This is a genomic window from Shewanella decolorationis S12 (genome assembly GCF_000485795.1).
In the GTDB taxonomy this organism is placed as follows: domain Bacteria; phylum Pseudomonadota; class Gammaproteobacteria; order Enterobacterales; family Shewanellaceae; genus Shewanella; species Shewanella decolorationis.
In genome coordinates this window covers 1-23410 of record NZ_AXZL01000055.1, presented here as the reverse complement: position 1 = coordinate 23410, position 23410 = coordinate 1, and the positions used below count along the sequence as shown (strand labels likewise).

Here is a 23410-nt window from a genome sequence, read left to right as displayed (position 1 = left end):
GGGATGATCACTGTTTTATTGCATGTGGGACGGGGAATAGGTTATCTGAGTGGCGAATAAGGCTAAGGCTCGCTAAAGGCGCTAACTATGGTACAATTTGCACTATCTGATGTTACTTCAACTACTCAAAGATGCTGAAATTTCTATTAAAGCCTAGCTTACTCGCGTTTTTATATTGCCTATTTACCGTTAATAGCTTGCAAGCTGTTGAAGTGAGTAAATTAGATGAGGCTGACGTACCTGTATCTTCCCGTGCGGTGCCTGAACGTAATAGCGCACTAAAAACGGCATTGGAAAAAGTGATCATTAAGAATACCGGTACTGCTCGTTCTTTGGATAACGCCGTTATCCAATCGCAACTGGCCAATCCCGATGCACTGCTGAGCCAGTTTGGTTACTTTGAGCAAAATGGCCAACTGTTGTTAAAAGCCAACTTTGAGCATCGCCGCATTATTACCCTGTTACGTCAGGCTCAGTTACCCGTGTGGGGTATTCAACGTCCACTGACGCTCTTTTGGGTTGCTATGCCAAGTGAAGGTGACACGATTTTACTGAGTGATTCATCAACCTTAGTCGAGCGTCAGGCATTCAATACCTTCTCTGATGAGCGTGGCATTCCTGTCATGCTACCGATCCTCGACCTTGATGAGTTAATGGGCATCAATCCCAATGATGTCAAAGGCATGTTTGCTGATATCGTGGCCAGTGTATCTGGACGTTATCAAGCCGACTTCTTAGCCCTCGTCGCTATTGACCCTGCGGGGAATCAAGTGCGTTATCGCTTAAACCTTTACTCCAAAACCACCATTGATTCGTTAACCCCACCGCTGTTTAGTTTTAATGGTACGGCAGAAAATAGCGCGCAGGCGATCACCGCTATGATGGCGGCGCTAGGCGATTACTATTTTACTAAGTACGCCATCGCCGATTCGGGCGAGCAGGTCGGTGCGAGTGTGACCTTTGTGAACATTGATAAAATGGCGCAGCTGGTTGAAGTTGAAAAATACTTAAAGCAACTCAGCGCCGTGAAGAATGCGACCTTGTCGCGTATCCAAGGTAATACAGTGACGTTTTCCTTGGATTTATTTGGCTCACAGACTGACTTTGAACGTTTACTGAGTCTAGAGCCGCGAATTTCGGTGGTGGCGCCAGGGGAGTTTTCTGCCAGTGCTAGCCCAGCGGGTAAAGCTGTCTACCAATGGCGGTTACCTTAAACTTCCCTCGTCGTGACTGGGCATAGCTGTGCTCAATCATGTGGGGGAGTCGATAATTTATTGATATTGAGACGTACGAGTGCCATTAAACTCACCGCTACAACTGTCGTTACCGGTTTACTTACCGGATGATGAAACCTTTAACAGTTATTATCCGGCAGCGGGTAATGACGAACTTATCCAAAAGCTACGCGCCAATGCCGAAGGCCAAGGTGAAGCCGCTATTTATGTGTGGGGCCCCGTGAAATCGGGTCGGACGCACTTAATGCACGCCGCCTGTGCCCATGCCAATGAACTCGACCGCCGCAGTTTTTACCTTCCCCTTGGCATTCATGCGAGTATCTCGACCGCGCTGTTGGAAGGCCTGGAGCAGCTCGATTTGATCTGCATCGACGATGTGGATGACATTGCGGGTCACCCGATTTGGGAAGAAGCCATATTCGATTTGTATAATCGTGTCGCTGAGAACAAGCGTTGTGCGCTGGTGGTTAGCGGCCGCTCGGCGCCCGCGGATGCAGGCTTCTTGTTGCCCGATTTAGTTTCCAGAATGCAGTGGGGACTCAATTATCAGCTGCAACCCATGGCCGATGATGAAAAGCTAGCGGCACTGCAACGCCGCGCGGCGATGCGCGGATTACAGTTGCCCGAAGACGTGGGCCGTTTCTTGCTTAATCGTATGGCAAGGGATCTACGCACCTTGTTTGATGTGTTAGATAAACTGGATAAGGCATCCTTAGTGCATCAGCGCAAGCTCACGATTCCTTTTGCTAAAGAAATGCTGCACCTGTAATCGCACTGACTTACTGTTAATCGAAAGTCTGTGTTAATAAACATTTAGTGTTAACAAAAAGCCCGTCGTATCACGACGGGCTTTTTTATCTCTATTAATCTCTAACTTAGGTCTGCTAACAGGCTTGAGTCTAGTGTATTTGCCGATTTAGCAATCCAGATCACTGCTGTGGATGGCGGTGACGATCGCCACTGAAACGCAGCGCTGGCTCGGTAAGCATTTCGCCACTTGCTGCTACAGACTGTTGTCCCTTCACTATAGTGGTATTAGGTGAAATCCCCAGGGTTTGGCGCCAGCTTTGGCCTTGCGTCATAGCAATGGGCTCGGGAAGGCTCGTGAGCAAGCTGATGCCGTCAAGCTCTGGCAGCATGCCATCGATCACCAAGGCGGCGCGGTTCGCCAGACTATCATCACCAATTCGTCCCCTTTGTCCCCAGTCAACAATCACAGTGTCTGCCGTGAGAACTGCTGGCAGATTGGTGACGGCCACATCACGCTGGATTTGATAGCGGTAACTCATCATGGCTTCTTCGAACAACATGGCTGTATCTTCTCGGGTACTGGAATAGCTGTAAAAGTCATTGGCGATGTCACCGGAGAAAAACGTACTCACATCCGAAGGTTGATAGGCTTTTTGGGTTGCAGTGGCTTTGGCGCCTAAGAAACTCACCGACGCAAGGCCTGTCATTTCGGTACTGATGAGGGGATAGCTGCGACTCACTTGATCGGATATCAGACTCTTATTGGCATTTCGGCGGCTATAGTCGTCCAACAATCTGGGGCCTGTGAGCGTGGCGTGAATGCTTCTTGGGAAGAAGTCATTAGCGTGGGCGAGCTCATGGTATAAGAGTGAAGCGAGATCGGGATTAATCTGGCTGAGCGTGCGGGTGGCGCGCGTCGTGATTGGGAATCCCTGTGAAGCATATTGGTTATTTTTAACGTAACGCCACGGCATGAGGAAATTGAGCTCGCTGCCAAAGTCGCTGCGATAATCCGGCGCCTCGTTAATGCTGTCGCGCTGGGTTGGCGTGAGCCATAAATCATTAGGGTCGAGATAAATCGCCCCTGTGACGACCCAATAAAACGAGGGGCGCACATCATAGCTGATCACCACGGCAGTGACCGATTGTAGCAGGCGGGCAAAATCGCTGTTCGGGTCCATTTGACGTAAAAACGCGGCGAAATTGTCTCCCATCCAATCGTGGGACACTAATACGCGATCGAGAATTGTATCGACATCGAGTGTATTTGAGACTTGGCCAATAAGCGGCAATTGATTGATAGTGCAAGCCTCTTTTAACTGATTCGAGTACACACAGCTCGTTAAGGCACTGGCATAGGGTGAGGCAGGGTTATAAGCGTGGGTGCGCGCCACGGGTGTATCGAAGTAGGTAGAGCTTATCGTGGGCGCCGCAGTGGTGAGCACATAGGCTTCGTCTGTCACGGTATTACCGTTAATCGTGGCCGATGCCCTAAGGCGGGTTAAGGTATCTTGACCTACAGTGGGCGCGATAAACAGGGGCCTAAAGGGATCGCTGATATCGAGACTGACACTGGGGCCCTCGGCGATACACCAATTGATGTTTGATGCACTAAGGCCCGCTTGTTGAGCGATTCGTAGGCTGACATCGTTACCCTCAACGGCTTGATGATCTTGACGAATGTTCAGCATTGCCCCCGCGCTGTTGTCGGCATTGATCGCTATTTCGCCAGTCTCATCGATATTACTGCCGCTGATATGTAGGCTAAAACGGTAGCTGCCTGCAGTGGGGATGTCGAAGGCTAATACTGGGCTATTTTGACTCACGAGTTCAATGCTGGGGCCTTCTAACTGTTGCCAGCGGAAAGTGAGATCCTGTGAATCGCGATTCCCTAGGCTGGCGATAATGGCACTGGATTGTCCCGCCACATATTGGTGCTCAGTTTTAAAGCGGATGGCGCCTGAGTCTGTGGTGATGAGCGGAGCCACTGTGGCGCAACGTGGCACGCTAGTGGTTGGTGGGCTGACTGTACCACCATCATTATTATCCCCACCACCGCCACCACAGGCGCTGAGTGCAACGGCTGCCGCGATAATACTTAATCGACGCATTGGAACCCATTTTTCCATCATGACTCACTCCAATTAACGCTATGTTATTGTTTTTGTAGTATGACTGGCTTGATTGGCCGTCATAACTTGGCATATCGACCGACTATAGCACGCTCTTTTGGTTACAAAAAGTGATGAAAGGTAAGTTAAATGTTGTCAGTTTGCGGAGTTGGAGCCGTACCGACAAGGGATTAATACAGCAGCGTTTTTGACTGTGAGTGAAGATTATAAAGCGGGGGTAGAATTTATAGAGTCATGATGTTTTAAATCACAATCTCTTGATTCATAAGATCATGAATAACGGCATCTTGAATAACGGCTTCTCGAAACAAAGAGCGCGGAGCGGTATTAAAACCGAACCGCGCTTGTTAATCGGAACTTCCTTATCGGAACTTGCTCGTCGGCACTGGCTAATCGGAACTTGCTGTTCGCTGCCAGCGATGAGATTGATTGGTACTCACAATCAGTCTTGCTTGTCGGACTTTTTCTTAAGGCCCAGACCGAGTTCTCGTCCACGGATACGAGCATAAAACGGGAACGCGACTAACAGCGCGCCAATCAGCAGGACTTCAATAATGGCAAAGGCCAATGCATCGGTCGTGACATACAGCAAGGTGAGGGCGTGCAGCATATATAAGCATAAAATAAAGCTGGCCCAAGCATAGGTGTACGGATTGCCCTTTAAAATGCCTCGTACAGGCAACAATAAAGGCACTAGCCAGAGTAGGCTGAATAATAAGGTGTATTCCCCATTGATGCCCTGACCAATAAACCAACCGCCCAGCAGGAGAACGAGGGCAAGGTAGCCTAAACGGCTCAGTGTCAGCAGAGTGCTTGAGGTCATGATGTTCCTATTTTTTTCGCATCGAATGATGGTGAAATGGCCGAAGATTAGAGAATGTTCAGTACATTTTCCGGTGGACGACCAATGGCTGCCTGTTGATTGGCCAGTACGATTGGACGTTCAATCAATTTTGGCGTTTTGATCATGGCGTCGATAAGTTGCTCTTCGGTTAATGCCGGATTGGCGAGTCCCAGTGCTTGATACTCGTCTTCCTTAGTGCGCATTAACTCACGGGCGCTGAGTTTGAGAGTGGCTAAAATCCCACGGATATCAGCGGCGCTTGGAGGATTCTTAAGGTATTCCACGACTGTGATATCACAGCCTTGCTGCTCGAGTAGGGCTAAGGTTTCGCGGCTCTTTGAACAACGTGGGTTGTGGTAAATCGTTGCTTGGGTCATAGTACTTATGCTCAATCGGCTAAAACAATGGCGCGGATGATAGCAGAAAAAACAGCGCCCCGTCAGGGTGTTCGGGGCGCGATTATAAGGGATAGAGATAAAATGGCTATTTTACTTCAGGGCATCCATCTCTTTATCCGCTTGTTTAAATTGGCGGATACGTGCTTCTATTCGCGCCAGTTGTAATGGATTACCTTCCGAGGCGCGGTAGGCAAAGTTCAGCTGATCAATTGCCCCCTTATAGTTAGCGCCTAGCGCCATTAACTCCGCATTGGAGAAATACTCCATGCCCTGATTGCCCAATTTTTTATAGGCAAGATTGAGCAGTTGATAGGGAAGTTGATTTTGCTTATCGAGGAAAATCATGTCTTCCAGCAGTGGGATAGCCTTAGCGGGCTCACCGGCCTCAATATAGATATTGGCTAAGTTCGCATTAATCACCTGCGATGTAGGCTTCATCTTACGCTGGGCTTCGAGTAGCTTAGTCGCCTGAGCAAAATCCTTACGCTCGTTGAGTAAATCCGTCTTGGTATCGATATAAAACAAGTTGTTATCATCGATTTTTAACAGCTCATCGATAATCTTTTCGGACTCATCAAATTTCTTCAATCTAAACAGCGCTAAGGCTTTGCCGTAGAGGGCGGCCTCTTTAAAGCCGTAGGTTTGCTTATTGAGCTGCTTTTCAAACATGCTCAATACCGCATCGTCGCTGTAACTGGAAAAACGCACCTGAATACGGGCTTTGGCGAGCTGGAAGTTCAAATTATCCGGCACATAGCGGTGTGGATACTGGTGGGCGCGATCCCGCGCCTCGGAGATCCGTGACTCGGGTAATGGGTGAGTCAGCAACATTTGTGGTGGCGTAGTGGTAAAACGGTAGCGACTGGCAAGCTTACCAAAGAAATCAGCGGCCGCATTGGGGTCAAAGCCCGCATCAACCAAAATCTGCATGCCGATCCGGTCGGCTTCTTTTTCATGCAGACGGGTATAGTTGATTTTCGATTGGGTAGCCATGGCTTGAGTGGTTGCCAGTGCTGCCATCCCGGCCTGAGGAACCGCGATGGTTAATAAAATCGCCCCCAGTAGGCCTGCAACGGTCGCCGGACCACTTTTTTGCTGTGCTTCGAGGGAGCGCGCCAAGTGACGTTGGGTCACGTGGGTAATTTCGTGGCCGAGCACTGAGGCCAGCTCACTTTCATTATCGGCGTTAAGGAATAGCCCTGTGTGCACTGCAACGTGGCCGCCAAAAAACGCAAAGGCGTTGATTTCATCGTTTTGCAGTAAGAAGAAATAAAAGGGCGTTTTGACTCCCGTGGCGTGGGCGACCAATTTATTGCCCAGCTCAGTCAAATATTGGCTCAATACCGGATCGTTCAGCATCGGCGCCGATGAGCGAATAACGCGCATATAGGCATCGCCGTAGATCATTTCTTTTTCTAGGCTGAAGGTATTGACGGCGGCGGTGCCCAAGTCGGGCAAGTCGTTGTTGGCAAAACTCTTTGCGGCTCCACCGAGTAACATTAATGAAAGTACACTCGCCGCAAGGGGTTTACATCGGGTCAAAAACGTCAAATTACGCAAGTGGATCCTTTAATTCTTTTTAAGTGTCTCAACTAAGGCGAGGGAGCTCTTAGCTTGTAGTTTGAGTTGCAACTTAGGATAATAGCCCAAGTTCGTTCATAGCAAGTTCATTATGATTTTTATTGATTTAACATCATTTCGCTGCCCCATTCCATTGGTTAAGGTCAAACTTGCGTTGAAGTCCGTGTCTGCTGGCGACAGCTTACATATCCTACTCTCAGACCCAGGTTCCCGCCGAGATGTTCCCGCGTTTTTTAAAAAACAGGGGCATACCGTTGTGACATTGCAAGATGATGCCAGTCAGTTAGGGTTATTAATCACAAAAGTTGATTTATCGCAGGGATAAGTCTGCCCAAAGCATGATTCAATGCCGCAGTAAAAATGGCCAGTTAGCTTAGCTGATTGAAACTTCGCTTTTGCGTGTCGGTCATAGGTAGCAGTTAACTGATTTTCAAGCATATACACAGTAAAACGGATGCGATAAGGTTAACCACCAAAGCATAAGCTCTTTCCTGCGTTTGCGGAAAGCCAATCACCTCATTGGAACGAATTCATGTTTAGTTTTTTCTCTCGTTGGTATCAAGAGCGCTTCAGCGATCCTCAGGCGGTGACGCTGCTCGCCATTCTCGTTGGTCTTGCCCTAGTGTTGTATTTTGCGGGTGGCTTATTAGCGCCGTTACTCGTGGCGTTAGTGCTGGCCTTTTTGCTCGAATGGCCCGTGGCGCAAATGCTGAAATTGGGGATTAATCGCACGACGGGGGCTTCCTTAGTACTCGTGCTGTTTTTAGGGATAGTGGTGCTGCTGACCTTTGGCCTTATCCCGAGCGTGTGGCGCCAAGGCGTGAGCCTGATGACAGATTTGCCGAGTATGATCGACAAGGGATTACAAACCTTGCAGGGATTAGCGACCCAGTATCCGCAGTTTGTCAGCTCTGAGCAGCTCAATTTAATGGTCGCCGAGCTTAAAAAACTGCTTGATACCCAGCATGTGCTCGATATTGCCAAGCAACTGATAGGTTATTCGGCTTCATTATTGGTGCTGATGGTGTACGCCATTTTAGTGCCCTTATTAGTGTTCTTCTTTCTGAAGGATAAAGACCAACTGATCAGTGGCAGTAAACGTTTTTTCCCCACTAATCGACAGCTGGCCCGCAAGGTGTGGTTCGAAATGCACCAGCAGATCTTCAACTATATCCGCGGCAAAGTGATTGAGATTGTGATTGTCGGAGTAGCGAGCTACATCTTCTTTGCCTTTATGGGGCTGAGATACTCGGCCTTACTCGGGGTGTTGACTGGTTTGTCGGTGTTGATTCCCTATGTGGGCGCGACCTTAGTGACTCTACCCATTATGCTGGTGGCCTTTTTCCAGTGGGGTTTTAGCTCTGAGTTTGGTTATTTAATGCTAGGTTACGGCATTATTCAGGCCTTGGATGGTAACGTACTTGTACCTATCCTGTTTTCCGATGCGGTGGATTTGCATCCGGTGATCATTATTGCTGCTGTGTTAGTTTTCGGTGGTTTATGGGGCGTTTGGGGGGTGTTCTTTGCCATTCCATTAGCCTCCTTGGTGAAAGCGGTGATCAATGCTTGGCCGAAAACCGAGATTGAACCTGTGGCGATAACGCAGGTGAAGGCGGATTCGGAACAAGCCTAAGCCGCTGGCAGTAGATAAAAAGCTAATAGATAAAAACTATTAGATAAAAAACTGGGCCTGAGTGCTCAGTTTTTTATCCGCTAACTATTTGTACTAACTATTGTTTGTTGTACTAACGAACGCTGCACTCATCATTGCTGTAATAGATGCTGCGCGGTGGCGGCGAGGGCGCGATAGACCAAGGTCGTTTGCTTGGCTTTTATATTCCAATGCTGCCAATAGAGGGGCACCCGAATACGTTTTTCTGGGGTGAGCTCAATCAATATGCCTTTGTCTATCAAAGGTTTTGCCTGTAAGTGTCCCACTAAACCATAACCCAGACTTAAGTTAATCGCCTCTAAAAAACTCTCCGATGAGGGAATGCTGTGTTGCCACCATTGCCCTGGCAACATTTGAAAGTACTGGGCGAGGTACTTTTCATGCATTTTATCTTTGGTTGAAAATACTACGGCAGGGGCTTTCGCGAGCTGTGCTTGGGTAATTTGAGCGCCGACATCATCGTTATTTTTTGCCCATTCGAAATAACGCGCCGCAAATGCTGGGGTGGCGACGCACATATATTCCATGGTTCCTAAAAACTCGCTGCTACAACCAGCCATCGGGTTGGCTGTTGTGGTCACGCAACCGACGGCCTCACCATTTTTCAATAGGTGATGAGTGTAGGATTCATCATCGACAATCAATTCCAGCAGCCAAGCATGGCGGCTGAACATATCGGCCAAGGCGGGCAAAAACCATGTCGCTAAACTGTCGGCATTGACGGCAATTCGCACTGTCGTGGGATGGTTAGGGTCATCGGCATCTAACTCGGCTCTCAATTCACTCTCGAGTAGTTGCACCTGTGAATAGTGGCGCAATAAACGTTTACCCGTGGGAGTTGCCACCACTGGCGTTGAGCGGATAAGTAAGGATTGGCCGACTCGCTCTTCTAATTGCCTGACGCGCTGTGACACCGCTGATTGGGTGATATGCAACACCTTGGCGGCGCGCTCGAAGCCACCTTCGGAGACGACGACCGCAAGCGCTTTAAGATTGGCGTATTCCAACATGATTGCCGTCCTTAAAATTATTAATTTTACTTATGATACATAAAAAACATTAGTTATATTAATTTTGTTGTTTTGTCTATGCTAGCGCCTTCTTCAGACATGAGAGGTAGGTATGCAAACGGCGTTTATACAAGGTATGGGCATTGGTGGTAGTTTGATTATTGCCGTAGGGGCGCAAAATGCCTTTGTGCTAAAGCAGGGGATTAAGCGAGCTTATCCTTTGCCGATTGCGCTGCTTTGTTCAATCATCGATGCCTTAATGATCACTGCGGGTGTGGCGGGGCTTGGGCACATTATCGAAGCCTTCCCGACTATCAAACATGTGGCCAGTTTTGGTGGTGCCGCCTTTTTGATTTGGTACGGAGCTAATGCACTTAAGGCCTCGTTTGTCGCCAAGGGGATGGAGATGGACAATGCGCAAAATGCCGACACTTTGCGTAAGGCCATGCTGACCACGCTTGGGATCAGCCTGCTTAATCCACACCTTTATTTAGATACAGTCGTGCTGCTGGGTAGCATTAGTACCCAGTTCGAAGATGCCCATCGTCCTTGGTTTGGTGCGGGCGCGGTACTGGCTTCGTTTATTTGGTTCTTCAGCTTAAGTTTTGGTGCGCGTTTATTGGCGCCGATATTTAGTCGCCCAGCGGCGTGGCGATACTTAGATCGCTTTATTTGGTTGACCATGTGGAGCATCGCTGCGGCAATTATTTGGCCATATATGACGGTAAATTAATGTATTTTTTGAAGCCTTATGGCTGATTGCCATGTTCAGGTCGAAGGTGCTAACCCTTCGACCTTATTGATATTAAGTTCAAATAGTTAAATTTACTTGTCGGCGTCGAGTGTGGGGTAAGCCTGCTCAATGGCAATGTTGAGCTTACACTTGAGTGGGCTTGATTTATTTCCCCTCCCATTGAAATTATGCCAATAGACACCATTTAACAGTTATTGCTTTAGTGTTTACTAAATGGATTATCTTTGAATTTCAGTCACATCACTTGGCTTGATGATAAAGGCCATATAAAACCTCCTGTTTTTTTATATGCTATTCTGGCTTTTCTCGCCCGAGGCTGGTGTATTTTTATTGCTTCTCTGACTCAAGCGAGTGATAGATCTGAACTGGTGAGAATCTTTTATCCTGAAAAGTCAGATTTTTTACTCGCACTCGCTGCCGGACTTGGCGCTGTCATACTCTATTTTGTGGTGCTCGCAGAAAGGCGCCGTTCTCCCATGTGGTTGAGGCCTATATTTGTCCACCTAAAATGGGGCCTATGGCTATTGTTGTTATTGGATGCAACCTTGCTGGCACAAAGGTTAATTCATGGGCAGTTTTTATTTCACTGGAGTTTAGCACTCGACGCCTTAGTCTTGTTTTGGTCATGTTTGTACGTCTACAAGTCAAAACGGCTCTGCTATTACTTGGCTGATTGGCCAAAAGAGATGGAACCCTCGGTCACCAAGGACTAATTGGTATTGATGCTTAATAGGGCACTAGAAGCATGACGTAGGGCTATTTATGATGCGGATCGAGTTTCTATCGCCAAACACCAATTCAAGACGCTTATGCGCTATCGTTTCATCTAGCTGTAATTATTGCGATTTATTTGCTTTTTTACCATTTTGTACAAATTTGTGTGTACTATCCCTCAGTTTGATAAGCATTTTTTCACTGACTGCTTACTGATTTTGTTGAATCATCTATAGTTATATGTACTTAGCTTAAATGTATGGCAAAAGGCGAGTCGTCGTTAACCTTGGGCGTGCATGAAAGGAGTCATATTGCGTGGCAAAAGCAGATCATAGAAGACTATTACTTTCTCAGCTTCAACCAGGTATGCGGGTTAAGCTCCCCTTGTCGTGGACAAATCACCCATTCTTATTTAACCGAGTTGATATCAATAGTGCGGCTCAAATTGAGATGATCCGGGGGCTAGGTGTTCCCTATGTTTACCTCATTTCTGGCAGTAATGATGAGATTGATATTACTGAAGAAGAGGAAGAAATTGAAGATATTGGAGCAGCGCCACCAGAGCGAGATCTGAAAGCGGATACGCGTAAATCGATGCGATTAAGTCAAAAGCGATTTTTAGAGAGTGTTAATCAGTGTCGTAATATCTTTGGTAAGGTCGTTAGTGATCCCGAAGGGGCTTATCGATTATCGGCTGCTTTAGTTGAAGATTTGCTCAGCCATTTACAAGAAGTAGAAAAGCCTTTTTTAACCTTAGTGGGTATGGATGAAAAGGATGTCAGTGTAACCCAGCATGGGGTATCTGTGGCGGTATTAGCCATGATGATTGGTCATGCACTCGATTTACCCGTGCGGGATTTGCGTGATATCGCCTTAGGCAGTTTGTTCCATGATATTGGCAAACTTAAAGTGCCTGACGTGATCCGTCGCAAACGCAGTGCTTTAACTCCCCATGAGGCTAATTACCTGCAAATGCACCCGAACTTTGGCTACGACATGCTTAATCGCTCGGGCCTGTTCCCCAAAGAAGTGCTAAATATTGTGTTACATCACCATGAGTTTGTGGATGGTTCGGGGTTTCCTGATGGGCTTACCGGTCATAAAATCCCCATCGTGACTCAAATTGTCAGCCTAGCAAATGATTACGATCAGCAACTGAGTGGTCAGCAAGCTTCTTCTCCCCAAGTCGCCCTTGGCTACTTATTTAAAAATAGGGCTAGTAAGCATTCGGAATCGTTAATTTCGGTCTTAGTTAAGATTTTAGGTATTTATCCTCCCGGGACCTTAGTCAGGCTATCCGATCAGAGCGTTGCAAAGGTTATAATGACGACTAAAGAGGTCAGTCAACCCCAAGTGTGGGCGTGTAAGGAAGATGGTAGTGAAGCCTCATTGCGTTTTTTAAGTGATGAGGGCGTTACGGTACAAAAGTCATTGCGCGTTGAGGATTTAAGCGAAGGGGCGACTCGTACTTTACAAGTGGATAAGGGCATAAGCTTTTATTTTAGCTCGTTACAGACTTGAATCCCTGTGTCAGAGTTCCGTATGCTATTGGCCGATAATAACTAGGCCAGAGTGGATGGAACAAACAGTGTTACAACAAAAAAGTGTGGCAGTTGTTGGGTGTGGATGGTTTGGGGTTGCTCTTGCCAAGCATTTAGTACAAGCGGGTTACCGAGTCACTGGCGCTAAACGCCACATGGAGGAGTTAGGGCCTCTCACTGAAGTCGGTATCCAGGGATTTCAATTACAACTCGGGGCAGAAGCCGAGGTATTAGCGGATCCACAATCACTACAAGGGTTGTTCCAGACAGATTTTCTTGTCGTCAATATTCCTCCGCGGTTAAAACATGGCAATACCGCTTATATTCAAGAATTACAGCAGTTAATTGCGCTAACCCAAGGCTGGCATTATCAAGGTATAGTGTTTATCAGTACCACAGGCGTTTATCCCTCCCTAGATAAGTCGATGACAGAAGCGGACGCACAGGCTGAATCGGCTTCATCACAGGTGTTATTGGATGCCGAAGCCTTATTTGCTCGCCAACCGAATAGTTGCATCGTACGTTTTGCTGGCTTGGTTGGACCCAAACGCCATCCTGGGCGCTTCTTTGCCGGTAAAACCGATGTGGCGGGCGGCAATGTCGCGGTCAATCTGGTGCATTTGCAGGACTGTGTCGCGGCGGTGAGCTTGATTATTGCTGCAAAGGCGAAAGGAGATAAGGTCGCTGCTGTCTATAATCTTTGCGCGCCAGAGCATCCTTCGAGAAGCGAATTTTATGTGGCGGCTGCCGAGTCCTTGGGATTAGCGGCGCCGCAATTTAATGGGCAGCTACAACCCAGCAAAGTCATTCTAGGAGATGCGATAGTCCGCGAGCTTGGGTTTGAGTATCAGTTTGCGTCGCCCCTTGAAATGCTTGCGGCCTGTTAGTGGGTGATTTAGCACCTATTGTTAACAAATGTTTAAGAACCTTAGCCATATTTTGAGGTATCTTAATGGCCTGTGCGTGTCGCAAACGACTTACGATTCAATGATGCAGTTACTAATAAGAAGAGAAAATATGAAAAGCCTAACTAATTTTGTTCGATCTTTGGCGGCGTTGGCCTGTGGATTGGTGTTAAGTGCGAGTTTTGCGCTGCAGGCGGCGAATTTTGAAGAAGGGAAGGATTATGTCACTGTCGCTGGCATCAACGAAGCACAAAAGCCTGTGCTGCGTGAGTTCTTCTCCTATAATTGCCCGCATTGCTACAAGCAGGAACCCTTTGTCGCTTCCACGGTAAAACTCTTAGGCAAGGATGTGGCTTTCGAGCGCACGCCGGTGGGTGCGGGACGTCCTGCATGGGAGTTAAGTCAATTAGCCTATTTTGTTGCGCAAAAGCTGAAAATGACCCAGCAAGTGCACGAAGCAATTTTTAAACAAATCCATGAAAAGGGTGAACAATTTACTCGTCCTGAACAGGTAAAAGCTTTCTTTGTGGCACAAGGCGCGAAGGCCGATGATGTCGATGCAGCGATGAACTCTGTCGATGCGAAGTTCACTATGATGAATTACGACTCGCAGGCGGAATTATCGGGTATTAAGGGCGTGCCATCCTTATTAGTCAATGGCCGCTATTTAGTGACCTCTAAGGTGCATACTCCTGAAGAATTAGCCGAGCTAGTCAAGTTCTTAGCCGCCAAGTAAAAGGCTGATAGCTGTGTTTATCACAGCGTAAATTTACTGTTTTCCAATAACCCAGCGATGCTGGGTTATTTTTTGCCATTTTGCTGTTATATCTGAGCTGTAGCAATTGGGGTTATGACAACCAATTAACTCCAATGTAGTACGATATTTTGTTTATATCACAGCCAGTTAGTGTTACCTATCGTCGTATCTTACTGTCATCTAGCACGTCATTTTGTCGGTTTCTAGCCTTAGGATCTTCGACATTGGTCTAAGCCGCTTAAAAAATAACTTTTGCATCAAAATGTAAAATCATTGTTAACTTTATGATTTTAAATACTATTCGATTTTTTCTGATGTGAGGTGCTTCGCAAATTAGACTAAGGTCTTGATTGTGGTCACTCCAGCTGTTGCTAGATTTAACAGGACTTAAAAATAAAACAGCACAGGGGAGTCGCTATGGCATTTGAAAACAACGATAAAGCAAAAGGTTACTGGAATGAGAATTTACGTCTCGTTTTAGGCCTATTGGCTATTTGGGCCGCAGTCTCATTTGGATGTGGCATTCTATTGGTTGATGTACTCAATGAAATCCATTTCATGGGCTTCAAGTTAGGTTTCTGGTTTGCCCAACAGGGATCTATGTATGTCTTTGTTGCGCTTATTTTTGTCTACGCGGCAAAAGCCAACGCCTTAGATAAAAAATATAACGTACAAGAAGACTAAGGAGAACGGAAATGGGTGTACAAGGATTAACTTATCTGATTGTGGGGCTGTCGTTCGCGCTCTACATTGGGATCGCGATTTGGTCCCGCGCGGGTTCGACTAAAGAGTTCTATGTTGCGGGTGGCGGTGTTCACCCTGTAGTAAACGGTATGGCAACGGCTGCCGACTGGATGTCAGCGGCATCCTTTATTTCGTTAGCGGGTATTGTTTCTTTCGTCGGTTACGACGGCAGTGTGTACCTGATGGGCTGGACGGGCGGTTATGTATTATTAGCCCTGTGTATGGCGCCGTACTTACGTAAATTTGGTAAGTTCACTGTGCCTGATTTCGTGGGGGAGCGTTACTACTCCCAAGCGGCGCGTACGGTCGCGGTTATTTGCGCTATCTTCATCTGCTTTACTTACATCGCCGGCCAAATGCGCGGTGTGGGCGTGGTATTTTCGCGCTTCCTCGAAGTGGATGTTGATACTGGCGTGTATATTGGTATGGCCGTGGTGTTCTTCTACGCGGTGCTCGGTGGTATGAAGGGGATTACCTATACTCAGGTTGCCCAATACTGCGTGCTGATCTTCGCCTTTATGGTGCCTGCTATCTTCCTCTCTGTGATGATGACGGGTCATATCATTCCTCAAATCGGTTTCGGTGCTCAGTTACTTGATGCTGCGGGGAATAATTCTGGCGTCTATCTGTTAGAGAAACTGAATAATCTGTCTGTCGATTTAGGCTTTGCTCCTTATACCGATGGCTCTAAGAGCATGATTGACGTGTTCTGTATTACTGGTGCTTTGATGGTGGGTACTGCGGGCTTACCTCACGTTATCGTGCGTTTCTTCACTGTACCGAAAGTGAAAGATGCACGTGTGTCAGCTGGTTGGGCGTTGGTGTTTATTGCCATCATGTACACCACTGTTCCTGCATTGGCGGCATTCTCTCGCGTCAATATGATCGAAACCATTAACGGCCCAGATCAAAAGGGTGTTGCCTATGAAACTGCGCCAGATTGGATCAAAAACTGGGAAAAAACCGGTCTGATCAAATGGGATGACAAAAACGGCGACGGCAAAATCTACTATGCCAAAGGCAAAATGGAAGATGCTGCTAGCCCTAACGAAATGAAGATCGACAACGATATCATCGTATTAGCAACGCCAGAAATCGCGAATCTGCCAGCTTGGGTTATCGCACTGGTAGCTGCGGGTGGTTTAGCTGCGGCGTTATCTACCTCTGCGGGTCTGTTATTGGTTATTTCGACCTCAGTGTCACACGACTTACTGAAGAAGAACCTGATGCCCAATATCTCTGATAAGAAAGAGCTGATGTACGCTCGACTGGCAGCCGGTATCGGTATCGTGATTGCGGGCTACTTCGGGGTTAACCCACCAGGATTCGTGGCAGCGGTAGTGGCATTCGCCTTCGGTCTGGCGGCATCCTCTCTGTTCCCAGCCATCATCATGGGTATCTTCTCTAAGACGATGAACAAAGAGGGTGCAATCGCAGGTATGGTTATCGGTCTACTGTTCACTGCGAGTTACATCATCTACTTCAAGTTTGTTGACCCAACGGCTAACTTAGCGGCTAACTGGTTCCTCGGTATTTCGCCAGAAGGTATCGGTATGGTCGGTATGGTGGTGAACTTCGCGGTAGCGGCTATCGTCTGTAAAGTCACTGCAGCGGCACCTGCACATGTACAAGAAATGGTTGAATCTATCCGTTTCCCTAAAGGGGCGGGAGAAGCGAGCAGCCATTAATCTATGCGAGATTAAGCTAAATTAACACAAAAGGACGCCCATGCGTCCTTTTGCGTTTTTGGTGTCAGTGCGCAAAGATGGCTGACTTTAGTCGTATATGGCCCAACAATTGGGCGCGTTATAGTGGGATAAAATTCACCTAAAATAAGGTGTTGCTATGAACGCCAGCGAACTACAGCCAGTTGTGCAGTTTTTATCTTCTACCGCGCCCTTTGATACTTTGCCCGACGAGACCATAGTCCGCTGTGCGAAATCTGTAACGGTTGGATATTACAGTAAAGCCTCGGGATTCGTTAAATTTGATGCCGATGCGCCGAAGTTGTATCTAGTCCGTAGCGGCGCTTTTGAGGTGCGCGATCCCGAGGGGGTGCTAGTTGACAGGGTGGCAGAAGGGGAGTTTTTTGGTTTTTCGACGCTGTTATCTGGGGAGAAGGTGGTTAATCGGGTCGCGATTCTCGAAGACAGTCTAGTGTATCACCTACCGCAGGCATTGTTTGATCAACTGCGAAGTGAGAGTAGGCATTTCGATAAATTTTTTACCCGTGCTTTTGCCAAGCGGTTACGTCACGAGGCGCGGTTTAAGGCAAAGGATCTGACGACCACCAGTCGTATCAGTACCTTAATGTCCTCTTCGCCAATTATGATTGATGCTCATGCTAGCGTCACGCAAGCCGCGCTCTTGATGCGTAACTCCCGGGTTTCATCTTTATTAGTCACAGATAATCGTAAGCTAGTGGGGATTTTAACCGATAAGGATCTACGTAATCGGGTGCTCGCCGCGGGGCTGGATGGTCGAATCGCCGTACACCAAGCCATGACCACATCGCCGATTTCGATTTCATCCAATGCGTTAATCTTCGAGGCGATGTTATTGATGAGTGAGCATAATATTCATCACTTGCCGATCATTGATGAGCAAAATACCGAGGAAGTAAAAGCCATTGGCATGGTAACCAGTACTGACATTTTGCGCGGTCAAGGTTCGCAGCCCTTGTTGCTGATTGGTGAAATTGAGCGCCAACGGGATCTCGCCAGCCTTATCAGTGTCAGTAAACAAATTCCCTTGTTATTACAAAACTTAATCAGTGCCGATGCCAGGGCCGAGGAGATTGGTCGAGTGTTAACCTCGGTGACTGATGCATTAACTCGGCGTTTGATCGTGCTCAATCAGCAAATTCTCGGAGAGGCGCCGATGGCGTTTTGCTGGTTAGCCTTTGGCTCGCAAGGGCGACAAGACCAAGCGGCTTGTTCGGACCAAGATAACGGCTTACTGGTGGCAGAAGAAATGGACGACTACGCCAAAGGCTACTTCGATGCCTTGACCCATGCGGTTTGTGCGGGGCTGGATCAATGTGGTTATGCTTTTTGTCCCGGTAATATCATGGCGCAAAACCCGCAGTGGCGAATGTCGCTCAAAGCATGGCAACAGGTCTTTGAAAAGTGGGTGGTCACGCCAGAACCTAAGGCATTGATGCATGCGAGTATTTTCTTCGACATGCGCTCCGTGTTTGGCCCACAATCCCTGTTTGATGCCCTGCAGGATAAAGTGCTAGCACAAACCAAAGACAATGATATTTTCCTCGCGGGGATGACGGGTAATTCCTTAATAGAGTCGCCGCCTTTAGGCTTCTTTCGAAAATTTGTATTAGAGCGTGATGGCAGTGAGGTAAAAGGCATTGATTTAAAGCATAAAGGTAACGCTTTAATCAATGATATCGCCCGCGTATACGCGCTGTCGGCGGGAATTAAAGAAGTAAATACTGCCAAACGGATTCGGGCGCTGATGGACGCCAATATTCTTAATCGTAAGGATGCGCTTAATTTGGCCGATGCCCATGAGTTTATAGCCCATATGCGTTTGTCTAACCAAGGATACCAACATACGCAGGGGCTGAAGATCAGTAATTATTTGTTACCCGGCCATTTATCCTCTCTCGTTCGTCATCAACTACGTGATGCATTTAAAGTTGTCCATGATGCCCAATCGGGGATGAAGATGAAATTTATGCGGAGCTTTTAATGGGGGCTTGGTTAATTAACGCTACATTAAAGTGGCGGACATTAAAGTGTAACCACTCGTTATTTAAGGATTATTATCAGTCTTTAATCCCGCTTATGAGGCTGCCGGTCACTCAAGCACCTTTGATGGCGATGGATTTGGAGATGACAGGACTGGATCCTTTAAAGGACCAAATCCTAAGTATTGGTTTAGTGCCTATTGTGAATGGTGTTATTCCCCTTGATGGCGCCCAACAAAAATTGGTGCAAATACGGGGCAGTGTTGGTCAGAGCGCGACGATTCATGGGATCCTCGATAATCATTTAGCGGAGGCGGTCACCATTGAGGAGGCGATGGCATGGTTTGTGGCGCAAACCCGTGGTCATGTTTTAGTGGCGCATCACTCGCCCCTCGATTGTCGTTTTTTACAGCAAGATATTTTGTCCATTTATCGACAAGCTATTGTTTTACCAGCGATTGATACCCTGGTGCTAGAGAAAAATCGGTTGTTACGCGAGCATTCGGTGCTTAAAGAGGGTAGCTTGAGGTTAGGCGCGTGTCGTGAGCGTTATGGTTTACCGATTTATGGCGCCCACAGTGCATTAACCGATGCATTAGCCTGTGCAGAATTATTGTTAGCTCAAGTGGCGGCCATGGGGGGAGGTGCAGATATTTCTGTCGCAGATTTACTTAGCTAATAGCTAAGAAGTTTTAAATGCCTCTGGGGTATTTTCGAAGAAGGCATATTTCATTTTAGATTAAGGACTTTGGGACTAAACTGAGTTTAACTAAGCGATTAACCGTCGTGTATCCCATCGCGTTTATCTGCAAGCGACAACTGGAGCTTCGTTAGTGCGCAAATAGGTTACCCCAAATTGTTATTGGCGCGGTTTAAACCGCTAAATAGGAGAAGAGCATGCCATTACCGTTACTTTGGCTAGGCAGCGCGGCTATGGGCGCTTTATTGCTCGCCGATGAGCGTGAAAAGCGCCAGCAGCTTGAGCGTGACCGCTTATTAGGTAAGGTGCCACGGCAAACGACGGGCAGCCAAGCTATGGTGGTAGCACCGAGTCAGTGGCAAAAGGGCTTTAAACAAGTTTCGCCGCAGCCTGGCAGCATTGTCTGCTGCTATGTGTTTGGGGTCATTGAACATACGGGTATTTGGTTGGCGGATGATTGCCTCGTCGAGCTACATGGCTCAGGGCTGATAAGGGCGGTATCGGTAAAACGCTTTTTAGCGGGACGTACTGGCAGCCAAATCTATATTGCCTGTAATCATCAACATCAACCGCTGATTGCCAGTGATATGGTGAGCCGCGCCGAGCGGGCCATTTATCAGTACCGTGAATATGATTTGTTCGACAACAACTGCCATCGATTCGTCTGGTCATGCTTGTGTGGTGAAGAGGTTGCCATAAAAAGCTTTAACGAATTAAATCAAAAACTAGCAGGCTATTTTAAGCAAGGGATTTACTGGGATGAAATGCGTCTCACGCCAGAGCTTACAGATAGATAAAAGGCCATCCGAGGATGGCCTTCATATGCATAAACTTACTTACAGAAATAATCCACTGCACGTTTAACCAGCTCAATGCCACTCAACTCGCAAGGTGGCAACTGAGCATCACTCACTTGTACCGGTGTTACGCGTTCGCCCCATTGCAATAGCAGCGCTGCTGAGGTTAACCCCGCACCGAAGGCGCAGGACAAAATAGTTTGATTTGGCTTAATTAAACCTTTTTCCAATGCATCGCAGATGGCGATGGGGATTGTGGCCGCTGAGGTGTTGCCATAGTTAGCAATGTTCACGAAGGCTTTTTCTTTAGGGATCTTCATGCGGCTAACGAGGGTATCGATAATGCGCTCGTTTGCTTGGTGTGGGATCACTAAGTCGACCTCATCTTTATCGACGCCACATTTTTCCAACACTTGAGTGCTTAACTTATTCATACCGTTAATGGCACGTTTAAAGATTTCTTGGCCATCGAATTGAATATAAAAGTCTAAGGATTCTGCAGAGAATCTATCCATCGCAGTACCAAAACCGGCTTTTAGGATATCGCGACCGTCAGGGTCGTTATTCAGCTCATAACCTAAAACACCGCCCGGAACATCCGTCGCTTCCACGACAACCGCACCAGCGCCATCACCAAATAGTACTGCGGTTTCACGGCGTGACCAATCGAGGTAGAAAGATAAACGTTCGGCACCGACGACTAGTACTTTTTTGCACTGACCACTCTTGATCTGTGAGCTGGCTAAGCCTAAGCCATACAAAAAGCCACTGCAGGCTGCGTTGATATCGAAAGCTGCGCAACTTGCACCAATATTCGCCTGGACTGTGGAGGCAATATTCGGGATCAAGGTATCTGGGCTGGCGCTGGCTAAAATGATCATATCAATTTCGCTGCCATCAATGCCCGCCGCAGCAAGGGCGCGTTTAGCGGCAACCGATGCTAACTCAGAGGTATTCACATGGCTGATATGACGCTGGCTGATCCCGGTACGGCTTTTAATCCATTCATCGGAAGTTTTGATAAAAGTGGCAAGATCATCGTTGGTCAAAGTGGCGGGAGGTACACATTTTCCCCAGCCAGTGATAGTGGCGTACTGCATGGTGTTTTCTCTCAAATAAAAAAGGCAGAACCTGAAGTGCTGCCTCAAATCGACAACAAAGCTTATCGGTATAACGAATGACAGTCCGTGATCTAGACCACCTGTTTGGCGACGAGATCCCGAATTGTCATTGCGGCATGCAAAATATGATGTCGCAGCAACGCCGTGGCTTTCTCTGTTTCTCTTTGTTTGCAATAGTTGAGCAGTTCGCGGTGCTCGTGCTCTGCTGCGGGAATGCCTCCTGCGAGCAGCAATTGCAAACGGATATATCTATCGCAGTTAGTATTGAGGCCGTGGACAACCTCTAGCGTATGTGGACGATTGGCGGCTTGATATAAACAGGTATGAAACTGTGTATTTAGCTCGCTCCAACTGGCGACGGCATCTTCATGTTTAAAGGCCGATTCCAATTGTTCCAATACGCGTTCTGCTTTTATTAAATCGTCTTCTTGAAGTCGTGGTATGGCTTTAGCGAGCAGATCGGTCTCGATCATGGCACGTAATTCAAACAGCTCAGTCACTTGTTCAACGGATAATTCGGTAGCGGTCGCCCCTTTATGGGGTTCGAACTTCACCAATCCCTCCGCCTCCAATTGCAGTAAGGCTTCTCTCACGGGAATGCGGCTTACATGTAAGGCTTCGGCTAAGGCGCTTTGTCTGAGTGGTTCCCCTGCGGCTATCTCACCCGAAAGAATTTTCTCTCTGAGCACTTCGACTACTAATTGGGTGCGGGTTTTATGGACTATAGGCGTAGTTCGACTCATTATGACCGTCTATTTTTAGGTGTTTTATTGTTATCCGTGCAAGATTACCGTTAAAAACAGCACAAATAAAGGGAAAAGCTTGATTGAATACCGCCCCCCTTAAGCCTAAAAAAGCATTATCGGCCGATTTTATCGGCGAAATGCATCGGGATAAGTACGATTAAATACTGTTTGAAGCCCGCTTGGGGCGAGATAAGCCGGAACTTGTTCAAACTACGTCATGTCGCTGACAACTTCGCGGTGCAATTTCTTGCAATGGATGGAATAATAGGGAAATTACGCATTAAGCACCGTTTTTAGTGAGTGGAGTAGTACTGTGGGTACAGTCAATCGAGCCGTATTTTTAGACCGTGATGGTGTGATCAACAAAGATCATGGTTATGTGCATCAGGTGGATGACTTTGAATATATAGAAGGTGTGTTTGAAGCTTGCCTTGCATTAAAGCAAATGGGATACAAATTGGTGGTGGTCACCAATCAGTCGGGGATTGCCCGTGGCATGTATACCGAAGATCAATTCCACAGTCTCACCGAATGGATGGATTGGAACTTTGCCGATAAAGGTGTCGACCTCGATGGTATCTATTATTGCCCGCACCATAATGAAAAAGGTCTCGGCGAATATAAAGTCGATTGCGATTGCCGCAAGCCCAAACCAGGAATGTTACTCGACGCGGCAAAATTCCTAAAAATTGACTTGTCGCAGTCGGTGATGGTGGGCGATAAAGCAGACGATATGCTCGCGGCTAAAGCGGCAGGGGTGCCGACACGTATCCTCGTCCGTACTGGTAAAGCCATTGCTGATGATAGCGAGGCGTCTGTGGTGCTCGATAGCATTGCCGATGTACCGGGTTTTTTAAAGAAGTAGCCTATTCTTGCAACTTAAAGCGTGCATCAATCTATTTGAGCCGTGAGATTGAACTTGAAGGGCGAGCTTAACAACAAAAAAGTGCGGTATTGGCTTTATCGTTTTGCTTAGTGACCGATGCTAACGGCGTTATCAGGCGATAAAGATAGCCAAAGTGATGGAAATTACAGCGAAATAGGCGCTAAAACCTAGGTTTGGTTTAAAAAATGCGCATTCACATCGCTTTTTCTAATTATTTTGCCTAAAGGGGTTGCGGTAAAATCTGACATCCCTATAATGCGCATCCACTGGCCCAGCGGGGTCAACGGTGAAAGCCAAAAGCGCTAAATGCTTAAGGTAAATAACCACGCTCTTTAACAATTTATCAAGCAAATCTGTGTGGACACTCACAGGTGTTGAGTTAATCGAAATTACTCTGCCGTTTGGCGAGTAATCAAA

Annotated in this window: 23 protein-coding genes; 15 read left to right on the top strand and 8 right to left on the bottom strand. The window is 47.4% G+C overall.

Annotated features, from left to right (window positions below):
* The first annotated feature begins 131 nt into the window (after window positions 1-131).
* Together SHD_RS06100 and hda are read left to right on the top strand one after the other, a co-directional pair.
* Entirely contained in the window at window positions 132-1214 is a 1083-nt protein-coding gene (locus tag SHD_RS06100) for a DUF2066 domain-containing protein (RefSeq protein ID WP_023266296.1), read from the top strand.
* A gap of 79 nt (window positions 1215-1293) precedes the next feature.
* Window positions 1294-2004, top strand: coding sequence for a DnaA inactivator Hda (hda, locus tag SHD_RS06095; protein ID WP_011622356.1), 711 nt, complete (start codon window positions 1294-1296; stop codon window positions 2002-2004).
* A 160-nt stretch (window positions 2005-2164) separates the two neighbouring features.
* Here the strand turns inward: hda and SHD_RS06090 are convergent, their stop codons facing one another.
* The 4 genes from SHD_RS06090 to bepA form a co-directional block, all read right to left on the bottom strand.
* A complete protein-coding gene (locus SHD_RS06090) occupies window positions 2165-4117 on the bottom strand; it encodes a hypothetical protein (RefSeq protein ID WP_023266295.1) in 1953 nt (650 codons plus the stop codon).
* Between the two features lie 442 nt (window positions 4118-4559).
* A complete protein-coding gene (locus SHD_RS06085; RefSeq protein ID WP_011716678.1) occupies window positions 4560-4940 on the bottom strand; it encodes a DUF2069 domain-containing protein in 381 nt (126 codons plus the stop codon).
* 47 nt (window positions 4941-4987) lie between these two features.
* Complete coding sequence (gene arsC, locus SHD_RS06080) at window positions 4988-5338, bottom strand: arsenate reductase (glutaredoxin) (protein WP_023266294.1); 351 nt, start codon at window positions 5336-5338, stop codon at window positions 4988-4990.
* A 111-nt stretch (window positions 5339-5449) separates the two neighbouring features.
* Window positions 5450-6919, bottom strand: a complete 1470-nt coding sequence (gene bepA / locus SHD_RS06075) for a beta-barrel assembly-enhancing protease (protein WP_039977676.1) — start codon at window positions 6917-6919, stop codon at window positions 5450-5452.
* A gap of 112 nt (window positions 6920-7031) precedes the next feature.
* Here bepA and SHD_RS06070 point away from each other — a divergent pair, with 112 nt between their 5' ends.
* Together SHD_RS06070 and SHD_RS06065 are read left to right on the top strand one after the other, a co-directional pair.
* Window positions 7032-7265, top strand: a complete 234-nt coding sequence (locus SHD_RS06070) for a sulfurtransferase TusA family protein (protein WP_023266292.1) — start codon at window positions 7032-7034, stop codon at window positions 7263-7265.
* 207 nt (window positions 7266-7472) lie between these two features.
* Window positions 7473-8573, top strand: a complete 1101-nt coding sequence (locus tag SHD_RS06065; protein ID WP_023266291.1) for an AI-2E family transporter — start codon at window positions 7473-7475, stop codon at window positions 8571-8573.
* Between the two features lie 131 nt (window positions 8574-8704).
* Here SHD_RS06065 and SHD_RS06060 read toward each other — a convergent pair whose 3' ends face one another.
* A complete protein-coding gene (locus tag SHD_RS06060; RefSeq protein ID WP_023266290.1) occupies window positions 8705-9622 on the bottom strand; it encodes a LysR family transcriptional regulator ArgP in 918 nt (305 codons plus the stop codon).
* Between the two features lie 112 nt (window positions 9623-9734).
* Here SHD_RS06060 and SHD_RS06055 point away from each other — a divergent pair, with 112 nt between their 5' ends.
* The 10 genes from SHD_RS06055 to SHD_RS06010 all read left to right on the top strand — a co-directional run bounded on the left by SHD_RS06055 (window position 9735) and on the right by SHD_RS06010 (window position 20240).
* On the top strand, window positions 9735-10355 hold the full coding sequence (locus tag SHD_RS06055) for a LysE/ArgO family amino acid transporter (RefSeq protein WP_023266289.1): 621 nt from the start codon (window positions 9735-9737) through the stop codon (window positions 10353-10355).
* A gap of 245 nt (window positions 10356-10600) precedes the next feature.
* The gene (locus tag SHD_RS06050; RefSeq protein ID WP_023266288.1) at window positions 10601-11089 is read left to right on the top strand and encodes a DUF2919 domain-containing protein; all 489 of its coding nucleotides are present in this window, start codon (window positions 10601-10603) and stop codon (window positions 11087-11089) included.
* 316 nt (window positions 11090-11405) lie between these two features.
* The gene (locus tag SHD_RS06045; RefSeq protein WP_023266287.1) at window positions 11406-12611 is read left to right on the top strand and encodes an HD-GYP domain-containing protein; all 1206 of its coding nucleotides are present in this window, start codon (window positions 11406-11408) and stop codon (window positions 12609-12611) included.
* A gap of 55 nt (window positions 12612-12666) precedes the next feature.
* Window positions 12667-13518 carry a Rossmann-fold NAD(P)-binding domain-containing protein gene (locus tag SHD_RS06040; protein WP_023266286.1) on the top strand — a complete coding sequence of 284 codons (852 nt, stop codon included), beginning with the start codon at window positions 12667-12669 and terminating at the stop codon, window positions 13516-13518.
* A 130-nt stretch (window positions 13519-13648) separates the two neighbouring features.
* A complete protein-coding gene (locus SHD_RS06035) occupies window positions 13649-14272 on the top strand; it encodes a thiol:disulfide interchange protein DsbA/DsbL (protein WP_039977673.1) in 624 nt (207 codons plus the stop codon).
* Window positions 14273-14710: 438 nt separating this feature from the next.
* The gene (locus SHD_RS06030; protein WP_011622295.1) at window positions 14711-14977 is read left to right on the top strand and encodes a DUF4212 domain-containing protein; all 267 of its coding nucleotides are present in this window, start codon (window positions 14711-14713) and stop codon (window positions 14975-14977) included.
* A gap of 11 nt (window positions 14978-14988) precedes the next feature.
* Entirely contained in the window at window positions 14989-16725 is a 1737-nt protein-coding gene (locus SHD_RS06025) for a sodium:solute symporter family protein (RefSeq protein ID WP_023266284.1), read from the top strand.
* A gap of 157 nt (window positions 16726-16882) precedes the next feature.
* Complete coding sequence (locus tag SHD_RS06020; RefSeq protein ID WP_023266283.1) at window positions 16883-18745, top strand: DUF294 nucleotidyltransferase-like domain-containing protein; 1863 nt, start codon at window positions 16883-16885, stop codon at window positions 18743-18745.
* Window positions 18745-19422, top strand: a complete 678-nt coding sequence (locus SHD_RS06015; RefSeq protein WP_023266282.1) for an exonuclease domain-containing protein — start codon at window positions 18745-18747, stop codon at window positions 19420-19422. Before SHD_RS06020 ends, SHD_RS06015 begins: the two co-directional genes overlap by 1 nt.
* 218 nt (window positions 19423-19640) lie before the next feature.
* Window positions 19641-20240 (top strand): lecithin retinol acyltransferase family protein, encoded by a 600-nt coding sequence (locus SHD_RS06010; protein ID WP_023266281.1) that lies wholly within the window; start codon window positions 19641-19643, stop codon window positions 20238-20240.
* Between the two features lie 35 nt (window positions 20241-20275).
* On the opposite strand, the gene SHD_RS06005 is transcribed toward SHD_RS06010, so the two are convergent.
* Window positions 20276-21340 (bottom strand): ketoacyl-ACP synthase III, encoded by a 1065-nt coding sequence (locus SHD_RS06005; protein ID WP_039977671.1) that lies wholly within the window; start codon window positions 21338-21340, stop codon window positions 20276-20278.
* A gap of 92 nt (window positions 21341-21432) precedes the next feature.
* Window positions 21433-22104: a GntR family transcriptional regulator gene (locus tag SHD_RS06000; protein ID WP_023266278.1), complete on the bottom strand. Its 672-nt coding sequence runs from the start codon at window positions 22102-22104 to the stop codon at window positions 21433-21435.
* A 316-nt stretch (window positions 22105-22420) separates the two neighbouring features.
* On the opposite strand from SHD_RS06000, the gene gmhB reads away from it, so the two are divergent.
* On the top strand, window positions 22421-22972 hold the full coding sequence (gmhB, locus tag SHD_RS05995) for a D-glycero-beta-D-manno-heptose 1,7-bisphosphate 7-phosphatase (protein ID WP_011625872.1): 552 nt from the start codon (window positions 22421-22423) through the stop codon (window positions 22970-22972).
* A gap of 228 nt (window positions 22973-23200) precedes the next feature.
* Here the strand turns inward: gmhB and SHD_RS22260 are convergent.
* The coding region (locus SHD_RS22260) for a hypothetical protein (protein ID WP_023266277.1) at window positions 23201-23410 on the bottom strand (210 nt) is incomplete at its 5' end.